The sequence below is a fragment of the Micromonospora sp. NPDC050980 genome, assembly GCF_040653835.1.
Classification (GTDB): domain Bacteria; phylum Actinomycetota; class Actinomycetes; order Mycobacteriales; family Micromonosporaceae; genus Micromonospora.
In genome coordinates this window covers 19,992-32,143 of record NZ_JBFAGS010000035.1, presented here as the reverse complement: position 1 = coordinate 32,143, position 12,152 = coordinate 19,992, and the positions used below count along the sequence as shown (strand labels likewise).

Genomic DNA, 12,152 nt, shown 5'->3' with positions numbered 1-12,152 from the left:
CACTCTTTCCCGACCCGACGCTCTTCCGATCTCCCCCCGCCCCGCGCCCCGCGCCCCGCGCCCCGCGCCCCGCGCCCCGCGCCCCGCGCCCCGCGCCCGTTCACGGAAACAGTGGCCATCCCGCCCCGGATGGCCACTGTTTCCGTGAACGAGCGCGCGGATGGGATCAGGGGCGGACGGCGGGGACGGGAGGCATCGGCCACCGTGGGCGGTCGGCGTCGCGGCGGGCAGCCGAGCGCAGGGCCGCGAGCTGCCGCTCCACCTCGGCGAAGTGGTCCGGTTGGAGCGGGCCCCGGGCCAGCGTGGCGGCGTTCTCCTCGACCTGGGCGACCGTGCGGGCACCAGGGATCGGCACCGCCCGGCCGCTGCGCGCCCAGATCCAACCGAGCGCGCCCTGGACCAGGGTGCGCCCGTCGGCGGTGAGCGCGCCCCGGACCGCGGCCACCCGGCGCAGCCATTCCGGGGCCGGCCGGCCGCTGCGGAACCACTCCAGCCAGGTCGGCCCGAGACCGCGTACGTCGTCGCGCGGAAGCGTCGACTCCGGCGTGTACTTGCCGGTGAGCAACCCCATCCCGAGCGGCGCCCGGGCCAGGCTGGCCAGGTCGTGCTTGTCGCCGGCGGCCAGCATGGCCGGTGCGTCCCGGAGCACCGACAGCGTGTGCTGCACGGCGGTGGCCCCGCGGGCGACCTGGGCGAACGCGGCGGCCCGGTCGGCCCGGTCGGTGCTCCACCCGTAGGCCCGGATCAGGCCGTCGGCGACCAGGTCGTCGAGCGTGCCGATCAGCGCCTCGACCCGGGGCAGCGGCAGGTCGCCCAGGTGCAGTTGGTAGAGGTCGATCCGGTCGGTGTCCAGCCGGCGCAGCGAGTCGACCACCGCCCGGCGCAGGTACTGCGCCGACGCGTTCTCCCCGGTGGCCTGCCGGCTGCGCTCGTCGAACGTGTAACCCCACTTGGTGGCGACCACCGCCTCGTCGCGTCGGCCGCCGAGGGCCCGCCCCAGCACCCGCTCGCCGTGCCCCGCACCGTAGGTGTCGGCGGTGTCGAAGAGCGTGACCCCGAGGTCGAGGGCACGACGGATCGCCCGCACCGACTCGCCGTCGTCGACCGCGCCCCAGCCCAGCGGTCGGGCGCCCTCGGCCCACGGACCGCCGATCGCCCAGCACCCCATGCCCAGGGCGCTCACCTCGATGCCGCTGCGGCCGAGCTGCCGCGTGCTGACTGCCATCGCCGAATCCTGTCACCTTCGCGGTGCCCGCGGGCAGGTTCGTCGCTCCACGCACCAACCTGTCGTCACTCTGCGTGATGCGACGGGCCAGTAGTCGGGGTGAGAGCGGTGTGCCGCAGAGTCATGATTATGACTCCTGGTCATGTCGCCCCAGGTGAATGGCATGTCTACCGGCCCGCACCCCGGCACCTCGGCGGCCCACCGGCGGCACCCGGGCACCTCGGTAGACGCACCGACAGCACCCCGGCACCTCGGTAGACGCACCGACAGCACCCCGGCACCTCGGCGGCCCGCCGACGGGATCCGGCAGCTCAGCGCGCGTAGGCCAGCAGCACTGCGGCCTCCTGTCCCGGCCAGGCGCCGGTGAGCCGGCCCGCCACCGGAGCTTCGGCCGGTGCCACCCGGAGATCGGCCTCCGCCGCCGGCACGTCGGCCGACGACGTCAAGATGCGGGCCGACGACGCCGGCACGTCGGCCGACGACGCCAAGATGCGGGCCGACCACGCCGCGACGTCGGTCGCCGGGACCGGCCGGCGAACCAGCGCCAGCTCGACGCCCCCGGCGCGGATCAGCGTGGGGTCGCCGTCGACCACCTCGTCGGCCGGGCCGGCCGGCAACGCCCGGTCGGTGCGGCTGCCGGTCACCGTCATGCTCGGCTCGCGCACCTGCCGTTCACCGTCGACCTCGAAGTATTCCTGGGCCTGGCCGGCGTCGGCCAACACCGCGGCGGCCAGCGCCGGCGGGTAGACCGGGTCGCCGACGGCGTCGTACACCCAGCGGCGGCCGAGCACCGAGTGCTCCACGACGCCGATCAGGAACCGGTCCGCGCCGGCCAGCGGGGCGCCCCGGTAGGTCAGCGGCACCTGGAGCACCGGCCCGTCGCCGGCCCGCACCAGCAGCGTCTCCATGCCGACCGCGCCGGCCGGGTCGTCGAAGCGGTAGGCCGCCACCCGGCTGACCGTCGCGCCGGCCGCACCGACGAACCAGGGCCGGCCGGGCAGCCAGGATGCGAGCAACTCCAGCTTCGAGGGGCGCAGTTCCGCGCGATGCAGCAGGGCCATGCGCACGATCGTACGGTCGAGGAGTGACCGTGGGGTTTGCCGAGCCCGGCGGTGGGGGCACCACCAGGGCCGGGAGGCGCGGATGGAGACGTCGGTGGAACAGGTCGACCAGGCGGCCCGGGTGCGCCCGGCGCCGCGCTGGGTGGCGCCGACGTTCGTGACGCTGGCCGTGCTCACCCTGCCCTGGATCGGATACCTGGCGTTCACGCTGCCCCGGCACCAGGTGACAGTGCACTACCGGGCCGCCTGGGTCGGCTTCGACCTCGGGCTGGTGGCGTTGCTCGGGCTGACCGCCTGGCACGCGTACCGGGGGAACCGGCAGGTGGTGCTCGCCGCCGCCGCCACCGCGACCATGCTCGCGGTGGACGCCTGGTTCGACGTGACCACCACGCCGCCCGGCCCCGATCTGGCGGTGTCGGTGCTGCTGGCGGCATTGGTCGAGCTGCCGCTGGCCGGGGTGTGCCTGTGGATCGCCCGGCACGGCGACCGGATGGTGCAGCGGCGGCTGCGTCAGCTCGCGGTCCGCGCCGAACTTGCCGCCGACCGGGCCGCCGCCGCCCAGCGGACCGCAACCGGCGCCCGCCGCCGGCTCGCCCGGGTCCGGGGCCGGCTGCGCTGAGTCAGGCCGGCCACACGGTGGCGAACAGGTCACGGGTGTCGGTGAGCAGTTGCGGCAGCACCTTGGTGCGGCCGATCACCGGCATGAAGTTGGCGTCGCCGCCCCAGCGCGGCACCACGTGCTGGTGCAGGTGCGCGGCGATGCCCGCGCCGGCCACCCCGCCCTGGTTCATGCCCAGGTTGAACCCGTGCGCGTTGGACACCTGCCGGACCACCCGCATCGCGTCCTTGGTGAACGCGGCGAGCTCGGCCGTCTCCGGCGCGTCCAGCTCGGTGTAGTCGGCCACGTGCCGGTAGGGGCAGACCAGCAGGTGGCCGGGATTGTAGGGGTAGAGGTTGAGCACCGCGAACACGTGCTCGCCGCGGGCGACCACCAGGCTCTCCTCCGCCGGGCGGCCCGGGGCCAGGCAGAACGGGCAGCCGGCCGGCTTCTCGTAACCGCCCTCGGGTCGGTCGCCGCCGGAGATGTAGGTCATCCGGTGCGGCGTCCAGAGCCGTTCCAGCCCGTCCGCCAGGCCACTGTCCGTGTGCCGCTCCACCCCTGTCACACCGGCGATCCTACGATCCTCGCCGCCGCGCCGCCGCACCGCGCCGCCCGGTCAAGCGGGTCCCGCGCCTCTACCTCTGGCGTTAACAAGGGGCCCTTCCTTACACCTCAGCGGCGGTGGGGCCGGTGTTGGTGCGGGACTCGGTCACCTCGCGGATGTGCGTTACCGCCTCGGCGAGCGGCACGCCGTTGCGCTGCGAGCCGTCCCGGTAGCGGAAGGAGACCGTGCCGGCGGCCACGTCGTCGTCGCCGGCGATCACCATGAACGGGATCTTCTGCTGCTGGGCGTTGCGGATCTTCTTCTGCATCCGGTCGTCGCCCAGGTCGACCTCGGCCCGGATGCCGTGCCGACGCAGCGTGCCCGCGAACTCCTCCAGATAGTCGCCGTGCTCGTCGCGGATCGGGATGCCGACCACCTGCACCGGCGCGAGCCAGGCCGGGAACGCGCCCGCGTAGTGCTCGGTGAGCACGCCGATGAACCGCTCGATCGAGCCGAACTTCGCGCAGTGGATCATCACCGGCTGCTGCCGGGTGCCGTCGGCCGCCTGGTATTCCAGGCCGAAGCCCTTCGGCTGGTTGAAGTCGTATTGAATCGTCGACATCTGCCAGGTGCGGCCGATGGCGTCCTTGGCCTGCACCGAGATCTTCGGGCCGTAGAAGGCCGCACCGCCCGGGTCGGGGACCAGGTCCAGGCCGGTCTCCAGCGCGCACCGCTGGAGCACCTCGGTGGCGGTGGCCCAGTCTTCGTCGGTGCCGACGAACTTGTCCGGCCGGGTGTCGTCGCGGGTGGACAGCTCCAGGTAGAAGTCGTCGATGCCGAAGTCACGCAGCAGGCTGAGCACGAAACCCAACAGGTGCTTGATCTCGGCCGGGGCCTGCTCCCGGGTGCAGTAGGAGTGCGAGTCGTCCTGGGTGAAGCCCCGGACCCGGGTCAGGCCGTGGATCACGCCCGACTTCTCGTAGCGGTAGACCGACCCGAACTCGAACAGCCGCATCGGCAACTGCCGGTAGGACCGCCCGCGCGAGGAGTAGATCAGGTTGTGCATCGGGCAGTTCATCGCCTTGAGGTAGTAGTCGCTGCCCTCCATCTCCATCGGCGGGAACATCGTGTCCTTGTAGTAGGGCAGGTGTCCCGAGGTGTGGAAGAGACCTTCCTTGGAGATGTGCGGCGTCCCGACGTACTGGAAGCCCTCCTCGATGTGGCGGGTGCGGACGTAGTCCTCCATCACCCGTTTGAGCACGCCACCCTTGGGGTGGAAGACGGGCAGGCCGGAGCCGATCTCGTCGGGGAAGCTGAACAGGTCGAGGTCCGTGCCGAGCTTGCGGTGGTCGCGCCGGGCGGCCTCCTCCAACAGCTTCAGGTACGCCTTGAGCTCGTCGCGGGTCGGCCAGGCGGTGCCGTAGACCCGCTGCAACTGCGGGTTCTTCTCCGAGCCGCGCCAGTAGGCGGCGGCGGAACGCATCAGCTTGAACGCGCCGATCAGCCGGGTGTTCGGCAGGTGCGGGCCACGGCACAGGTCCGACCAGCAGACCTTGTCCTCGTTGGCGGCGAGGTTGTCGTAGATGGTCAGCTCGCCGCCGCCCACCTCCATCACCTCGGAGGAGTCCAGCCCCTCGCCCTTGACCTCGCCCTGCTCCTGCTCGCCCTTGAGGTCGACGAGCTCCAGCTTGAACGGCTCGGCGGCCAACTCACTGCGGGCCTCGTCCAGGCTGGCGAAGCGGCGGCGCCGGAACCGCTGGCCGGACTTGACGATCTCCTGCATCCGCTTCTCGAGCGTCGCCAGGTCCTCCGGCTGGAACGGCTTGTCGACGCCGAAGTCGTAGTAGAAGCCGTTCTCGATCGGCGGGCCGATGCCGAGCTTCGCCTCCGGGAAGACGTCCTGCACGGCCTGGGCGAGCACGTGCGCGGTGGAGTGCCGCAGCACCTCCAGACCGGCCGGGCTGTTCAGCGGCACCGGCTCGACCGGGGTCTCCTCGGCCGGTTTCCAGTCCAGGTCGCGCAGCCTGCCCTGCGGGTCGCGGACCACCACGACCGCCTTCGGCCCGCTCGTGGGCAGCCCGGCCGCGGCCACCGCGTCGGCCGCCGTGGTCCCGGCGGCGACGACGACGGGGTCGGCCACGGCGGGGATACGGGGTGCGGACACGGTGACTCCTGTCGTCGACGGTACGGATCTGCCGGATGACCGGCCCCTGCGATGGTATCGGTCGCCCGGATCCGCGCCGCCGCCGACGCGGCCACCGGGCACGAGTTGCGCGCCGCGTTGAACCTTTCCACCGTCCGGTCCGAACTACCGGGTGGGGCCGGAGCCGGTGCCGGCCCGGTCGAGAAGGATGAGGACGACGATGAGGATGACCCGTCAGGGCCGGTGGGCGGCGGTGCTGCTGGCCGCCGCGTGCACCGCGGCGGTGGGTTGGCCGGGCCCGGCCAGCGCCGCCGGCGTGACCGTCACGACCGCCCCCGGCGAGGTGCACCAGGGCGACGCGATCGAACTGTCCGTGGTGGTGCCCGCGGACCGTCCGGGCAGCCGGACCACGAAGGTGGAGCTGACCATGCCGGCGGACGCCCCGATCGGTGAGGTCTATCCGCTGTCCGTGCCGGACTGGGCGCCGACCATCACCACCCGTGACCTGGACCAGCCGATCGCCGGCATCCACGCGTCCGAGCTGAACCAGGTGACCCACGCCGTGACCTGGCTCCGGGTGCCCGGCGCCGGCACCGGCGCGGCCCGGCTGCCGCTCGGCATGGGGCCGATGCCGGCCACCGACCGGTTGACCTTCACGGTGGTGCAGACGTACGCCGACGGCACGGTGGTCCGTTGGGCGGACCCGGCCGGCGGCGCGCACCCGGCGCCGACGGTCGCGTTGCTGCCGCCGCTGCCGGGCGCCGCCGCCCACGGCGGCGACGCGGGCGCGGGTGCCGGGGGCCACGGCGGTCACGGCGTCGCGGGCGACGCGCCGGGGGACCCGGGCGGGGTCGGTGCCCGGGCGCCGGCGGCCGACGACGGGCCGAGCGCAGACCTGCTGCTCGGCGGCGGCCTGCTCGCCGGGCTGGCCGGCGGCGCGGCGATCGGCTGGCTGCTCAGCCGCCGCCGGCGCGGCACCATGACCCTCCCGCCGGACACCGCCGGCTCTCCCGCCGGTGCCGACGCCGGCGTCGAGTCCACGTCCGGCGTCCAAGCTCGGGAGGGCGACTCGGTCCAGGCGCCCGCGACCGACGCCCCGGCCGCCGGTGAACCCGCCACCGCCGGCTCCGCTCGCGCACACTCCTGACTACCGTCGGCGCCAGCGCCACCCCGGACGCTCCTGACCCCCAGCCGGCCACGCCGGACATCACATGCTCCCAAGAAATGGAGACCGCCTCCCGCGGAGCGGGAACGCCGAAGATCTTCGTAGGAACCTGCCCCCCGGGGTGGCCGTTTCAGACCAAGAGCCGGCGCGGCGCGCGCCGTGCGGCGCGCGATGGTCAGGCGGAAGCGGTGAGCCAGCCGGGCAGCGGTTCGCGGGCGGTCAACCAGCCCTCGGGCACGCCGCCCGGGGTGCCGACGCCGGTGAACGCGGCGACGATCCCGCCGGCGATCGCCGCCGTGGTGTCCACGTCGCCGCCCGCCGCCACGCACGCGCCGATCGCGGCCGGATAGTCGTGCAGCAGCGTGGCGGCGACCCACAGCGTGAACGGCACGGTGTCCTGCGCGGTCACCCGCGAACCGTTGCCCACCGCCTCGGCCACCTCGCCGGCCGGGCGGCCGAGCAGCGCGGCGGCCCGGCGTACGCCCCGGTGCACCGCGCCGGCCGGGTCGAGCGTGCCGGCCACCGCCCCGAGCAGCCGGGCCGGCTCCGGCCGGTCGCCGTCGAGGCGGGCGCGGGCGGCCAGCGAGGCGGCCACCGCCACCGCCACCGCTCCGGCGACGCCCTCCGGGTGGGCGTGGGTCACCTCGGCCGCGGCGCGGGCCTGCTCGGCGGCGCGGCGGGGGGAGTCGGCGTGCCAGGCGCCGAGCGGGGCGACGCGCATGGCCGCGCCGTTGCCGCAGGAGCCCTGCCCGTCGAAGGCGGACGCGGCGGCCACCGGCCACGGCGTGCCGGTGCGGATCAGCCGCAGGACGGTGACCGCGCCCGGGCCGTAGCCCCGGTGAGGTTCGCAGCGCTCGGCGAAGGCCAGTGCCAGCCGGTCGGAGTCGATCCGGCCGGCGGCGGCCAACTCGGCCACCACGGAGCAGGCCATCTCGGTGTCGTCGGTCCACTCCCACGGTGGTGCGGGCAGTCGTCCCTCGGCCAGGTCGGCCGGGTGCCGGCCGGGGACGAGAAACTGCGAGCCGAGGGCGTCGCCCACCGACAGGCCGGCCAGCGCGTCGCGGGCGAGCGTGAGGCGGGTGTCGGGAAAGAGGGTGAACGTCATCGCCGTTCCAGCTTGCCCGCTTCCCCGGACCGTCGCAACGCGATCGACTTGCCACGCCGAGTACGGTGCTGACGTGGCAACCGTCCTGCTGGTCGAAGACGACCACGTGGTGCGTGGCGCGATGCTGCGGTCGCTGACCGACCGGGGGCACGCGGTGCACGCCGTCGGCACCGCGCTGGACGCGCTGCGGCGGGTCGCCGCGGAGACACCCGATCTGGTCGTGCTCGACCTGGGCCTGCCGGACCTGGACGGCTCGGACGCGCTGCGCATGCTGCGCGGCATCACCGACGTGCCGATCATCATCGCCACCGCCCGCGACGACGAGCAGTCGGTGGTCCGGCTGTTGCGCGCCGGCGCGGACGACTACATGGTCAAGCCGTTCACTGGTGCGCACCTGGACGCCCGGATCACCACCGTGCTGCGCCGGGCCGGTCGGGCCAGCCGGAGCGTGCAACCGGCCGTGCACACGGTCGGCGGCCTGCGGGTGGACGTGGGCGAGCGCAGCGCGGTGCTGGACGGGGAGTCACTGGCCCTGACCCGCAAGGAATTCGACCTACTGGCGTATCTCGCCGCTCGCCCCGGCCGGGTAGTGTCCCGGCGGGAACTCTTGGAGGAGGTATGGCGGCAGCCATCGGTCGGCGAGGACCAGACCATCGACGTTCACCTATACTGGCTCCGCCGCAAAATGGGCGAGTCCGCGGCGAGGCCACGCTACCTGCGCACCGTGCGGGGGGTCGGCTTCCGGCTGGTGGCGCCGGACTGAGGTCGGCGCTGGCCTGGCTCACCGCCGGCATGTGCAGCCTGGTCGCGCTCGCCTTCCTGATTCCGCTCGGCATGACCCTGTCCGACCGGTCCCGCGACGAGAAGCTGGCCGACGCGGCGCGGCGCGGCGCGCTGGTCACCGGCGCGCTGGCGGTCAGCACCGACGCCGGGGTGGTCGAGCGGGCGGTGGCGGCCAGCGGCGACGACCCGGCGCTGCGGCCGGTCGTGCACGGCATCGGCACCGACGAGTCGGCGGGTCGCGCCGACCCCGCGGCGCTCGCCGACGCCGCCGCCCAGCGGCGCTCGATGGTTACCGAGGTGGACGGCGGGGTGCTGCGGCTGGATCCGGTGGTGCTCGGCGACCGGGTGGCCGTGGTGGAGGTCTTCGTGCCCGACGAGGTGCTCGACCAAGGCAGCGGCGGGCGGTGGCTGCTGCTGCTCGCGGTGGCGCTGGCCCTGGTCGGCGCCGCGGTGGTGGTGGTCGACCGGGTGGCGGCCCGGGCCGTGGATGCCACCGGCGACCTGGTCAAGGCGGCGCTCGCGGTGGGCGACGGCGAACTCGACGTACGGGTCGAGCCGGCCGGCCCGCGGGAGTTGGCGGAGGCCGGGCACGCGTTCAACCGGATGGCGGAGCGGCTGGTGACGCTGCGCGCCGACGAGCACGAACTCGTCGCCGACCTGTCGCACCGGCTGCGTACCCCGTTGACCGCGCTGCGGCTGGACGCGGAGGCCCTGGAGTCCGACGACACCAGCATCGGCACGTTCAGCGAGGCGGAGCTGGACCGGCGGCGCGGCATCCGGCGGATCCGGCAGGCCATCGTCACGCTGGAGGGCGAGGTCGACCAACTCATCAAGACCACCCGCAAGGCGGTCAGCCAGGAGACGGCACCGGCGTCCTGCGACGTCAGCGAGGTGGTCCGGGACCGGATGGTCTTCTGGTCGGCGCTGGCCGGCGACCAGAACCGGCCGCACCGGGTGGTCGGGGCGCAGCTACGCATCCCGGCCCCGGTGCCCCGCGCCGAGCTGGCCGCCGCGCTGGACGCGGTGATCGGCAACGTCTTCCGGTACACGCCGCAGGGCACCGCGTTCGAGGTGGCGGTGAGCCGCCGCGACGGTTGGGTGGCGATCCGGATCGACGACGCCGGGCCGGGCATCGCCAACCCGGACCGCGCCCTGCGCCGGGGTGAGAGCGACCAGGGCTCCACCGGGCTCGGGCTGGACATCGCCAAGCGGGTCGCGTTGCAGGCGAACGGTTCGGTGAGCCTCGACCGGGCGCGTCTCGGCGGGGCCAGCGTGGTGATGCTGCTGGCCGACCCGGAAGCGGCGCCGCGACAGGTCAACCGGTTCGGGCTGGTCGGCCGGATGGCCCGGGAGGCCCGCGAACCGCGCGCCGGGCGGCGCTGGCCACGACCGCGCTGACCCGTGGTTGTGCGGCGACGCAAGTTCTCCTTAGGAGTGCTTTAACGACGGCCACCGCGGGGCCGCGGAATGTCAGGATCTCCCACAGAACCCATCAGTTCCGTCGGCCGGGACGCCCCGTAACACCTTCCGGCCGGCGGATCCGTGCGCGCGGCGGGAGTCCGGTCCCCCCACACCTCGCTCCCGTCGCGCGCCGCTCCCACCGGGGAGCGCAGCGAGGGCCGTGAGCGCATGCCCTCCGTCAGCCAGCCGCCAGGTGTGCGTCGATCTCGGCGCTGATCCGGGCCGCCTCGGCCGGGGCCAGGAACGCGGCGGCGACCGCGTCGCGGGCCAGCGCAGCCACCCCCTCGGGGCCGATGCCGAGCAGTCGGGCGGCGACCGCGTACTCGTCGTTGAGCGTGGTGCCGAACATCGGCGGGTCGTCGGAGTTGATGCTGACCGGCACGCCGGATTCGATCAGCTGCGGCAGCGGGTGCTCGTCGAGGCTGGCCACCGCCCGGGTCCGCACGTTCGACGTCGGGCACACCTCCAGCGGGATCCGCCGCTCGGCCAGGTGGGCCAGCAACTCCGGGTCGAGTGCGGCGGAGATGCCGTGGCCGATGCGCTCGGCGCCCAGCTCGCGCAGCGCGTCCCAGATCGTTTCCGGGCCGGTGGTCTCGCCGGCGTGCGGCACCGAGCGCAGCCCGGCCGCGCGGGCCTGGTCGAAGTACGGCTTGAACTGCGGCCGGGGCACGCCGATCTCGGGGCCGCCCAGGCCGAAGCTGATCAGCCCGTCCGGCCGCTGGTCGAGCGCGATCCGCAGGGTCTGCTCGGCGGCCGGCAGCCCGGCCTCGCCGGGGATGTCAAAGCACCAGCGCAGCGCGATGCCGAAGTCGGCCTCGGCCCGCTTGCGGGCGTCCTCGATCGCCTCGCAGAACGCCGGCGCCGGGATGCCCCGGTGCACGTGCGAGTAGGGGGTGACGGTCAGTTCGGCGTACCGGACCTGCTGGCGCGCGAGCTCCCGGGCCACCTCGTGGGTGAGCAGCCAGACGTCGTCGGCGTCGCGGATCAGGTCGACCACGCTCAGGTAGACCTCGATGAAGTGGGCGAAGTCGCGGAACGCGAAGTAGTCGGCGAGCGCCTCCGGGTCGGCCGGGACTGGGCTGCGCCCCTCGTGCCGGGCGGCCAGCTCGGCGACGATCCGGGGCGAGGCGGAGCCGACGTGGTGCACGTGCAGCTCCACCTTGGGCAGTCCGGCGATGAAGGTGGGCAGGTCGGTCACGGGTTCTCCTCTGCGCGGGCGCCGGTGCGGGCCACCACGAAGATCCGGCGGAACGGGAAGTACACCTGACCCTGCCGCACCGGGTACGCCTCGGCCAGCCGTACCCCCAGCTCGGCGCGGAAGTCGGCCCAGCCGGCGGTGTCCAGCGCGGCGCGGACCGGGCGCAGGGCGGTGCCCTCCATCCAGGCCAGCACCGGGTGGACGACGCCGGCGGCCGGCAGCAGGTGCACGTAGGTAGTCTCCCAGGCGTCCACCGCGCAACCCACGCCGGTCAGCCGCGTGGCGTAGTCGACCGGTTCGTCGACCGGGGCCTCGCGCAGCAGCCCGGCGAGGCGGTCGCGCCACCGGTTCCGTCCGGCGACCTCGCGCAACGCCCGGTGCGACGGCGCGGCGAAGTTGCCGGGCACCTGGAACGCCAGCCACGCGCCGGGCGGCAGCTCGGCGGCCCAGCGGGCGAGCAGCTCACGGTGCTCCGGCACCCACTGGAACACCGCGTTGCCGACCAGCACGTCCACCTCCGGCGTCGGCCGCCAGTCGCGGGCGTCGGCCACGGCGAAGGAGACCGGGGTGTCCAGGGCACCGGCCCGCGCGATCATCTCGGGCGAGGAGTCCAGCCCGGTGACCAGGCTGCCGGGCCAGCGCTCGGCGAGCGTGGCGGTGAGCGTACCGGGCCCGCAGCCCAGGTCGACGACCGCGCGCGGGCGGTTCGCGCCGATCCGGGCCAGCAGGTCGACGAAGGGCCGGGAGCGCTCGTCGCCGTAGCGCAGGTAGGCGTTCGGGTCCCACATGACCATCTCCAAACCGTACGTACGTCTTGTTGGAGACGGTACGGCCCGGCGGGCGAAGCGGCAACCCGCTCACTAGGC

General features: G+C 74.3%; 11 protein-coding genes. 4 read left to right on the top strand and 7 right to left on the bottom strand.

The genetic code is table 11. The features are described 5' to 3' along the window. Positions 1–166: 166 nt before the first annotated feature. Both AB0H28_RS28445 and AB0H28_RS28440 read right to left on the bottom strand, forming a co-directional pair. On the bottom strand, positions 167–1,225 hold the full coding sequence (locus AB0H28_RS28445) for an aldo/keto reductase (protein WP_358046647.1): 1,059 nt from the start codon (positions 1,223–1,225) through the stop codon (positions 167–169). A gap of 311 nt (positions 1,226–1,536) precedes the next feature. After that, on the bottom strand, positions 1,537–2,286 hold the full coding sequence (locus tag AB0H28_RS28440) for a hypothetical protein (protein ID WP_358046644.1): 750 nt from the start codon (positions 2,284–2,286) through the stop codon (positions 1,537–1,539). Positions 2,287–2,368: 82 nt separating this feature from the next. Here AB0H28_RS28440 and AB0H28_RS28435 point away from each other — a divergent pair, with 82 nt between their 5' ends. After that, positions 2,369–2,905: a hypothetical protein gene (locus AB0H28_RS28435; RefSeq protein ID WP_358046641.1), complete on the top strand. Its 537-nt coding sequence runs from the start codon at positions 2,369–2,371 to the stop codon at positions 2,903–2,905. A 1-nt stretch (position 2,906) separates the two neighbouring features. Here the strand turns inward: AB0H28_RS28435 and AB0H28_RS28430 are convergent, their stop codons facing one another. Together AB0H28_RS28430 and thrS are read right to left on the bottom strand one after the other, a co-directional pair. Continuing rightward, the gene (locus AB0H28_RS28430) at positions 2,907–3,452 is read right to left on the bottom strand and encodes an HIT domain-containing protein (protein ID WP_358046638.1); all 546 of its coding nucleotides are present in this window, start codon (positions 3,450–3,452) and stop codon (positions 2,907–2,909) included. A gap of 100 nt (positions 3,453–3,552) precedes the next feature. Continuing rightward, positions 3,553–5,595, bottom strand: a complete 2,043-nt coding sequence (gene thrS, locus AB0H28_RS28425) for a threonine--tRNA ligase (RefSeq protein ID WP_358046635.1) — start codon at positions 5,593–5,595, stop codon at positions 3,553–3,555. 199 nt (positions 5,596–5,794) lie between these two features. Between thrS and AB0H28_RS28420 the strand changes: the two genes are divergently transcribed. Continuing rightward, a complete protein-coding gene (locus AB0H28_RS28420) occupies positions 5,795–6,721 on the top strand; it encodes a YcnI family protein (RefSeq protein ID WP_358046632.1) in 927 nt (308 codons plus the stop codon). A 193-nt stretch (positions 6,722–6,914) separates the two neighbouring features. On the opposite strand, the gene AB0H28_RS28415 is transcribed toward AB0H28_RS28420, so the two are convergent. Continuing rightward, positions 6,915–7,844 (bottom strand): ADP-ribosylglycohydrolase family protein, encoded by a 930-nt coding sequence (locus AB0H28_RS28415; RefSeq protein WP_358046629.1) that lies wholly within the window; start codon positions 7,842–7,844, stop codon positions 6,915–6,917. 73 nt (positions 7,845–7,917) lie between these two features. Here AB0H28_RS28415 and AB0H28_RS28410 point away from each other — a divergent pair, with 73 nt between their 5' ends. Both AB0H28_RS28410 and AB0H28_RS28405 read left to right on the top strand, forming a co-directional pair. Continuing rightward, complete coding sequence (locus AB0H28_RS28410; protein ID WP_358046626.1) at positions 7,918–8,607, top strand: response regulator transcription factor; 690 nt, start codon at positions 7,918–7,920, stop codon at positions 8,605–8,607. Between the two features lie 29 nt (positions 8,608–8,636). Continuing rightward, the gene (locus AB0H28_RS28405; RefSeq protein ID WP_358046623.1) at positions 8,637–10,025 is read left to right on the top strand and encodes a HAMP domain-containing sensor histidine kinase; all 1,389 of its coding nucleotides are present in this window, start codon (positions 8,637–8,639) and stop codon (positions 10,023–10,025) included. Between the two features lie 241 nt (positions 10,026–10,266). Here AB0H28_RS28405 and AB0H28_RS28400 read toward each other — a convergent pair whose 3' ends face one another. Together AB0H28_RS28400 and AB0H28_RS28395 are read right to left on the bottom strand one after the other, a co-directional pair. Beyond that, positions 10,267–11,286 (bottom strand): adenosine deaminase, encoded by a 1,020-nt coding sequence (locus AB0H28_RS28400; protein WP_358046620.1) that lies wholly within the window; start codon positions 11,284–11,286, stop codon positions 10,267–10,269. Then, positions 11,283–12,074 carry a trans-aconitate 2-methyltransferase gene (locus AB0H28_RS28395; RefSeq protein WP_358046653.1) on the bottom strand — a complete coding sequence of 264 codons (792 nt, stop codon included), beginning with the start codon at positions 12,072–12,074 and terminating at the stop codon, positions 11,283–11,285. The genes AB0H28_RS28400 and AB0H28_RS28395 overlap by 4 nt, the downstream gene beginning before the upstream one ends. Positions 12,075–12,152 lie beyond the last annotated feature (78 nt).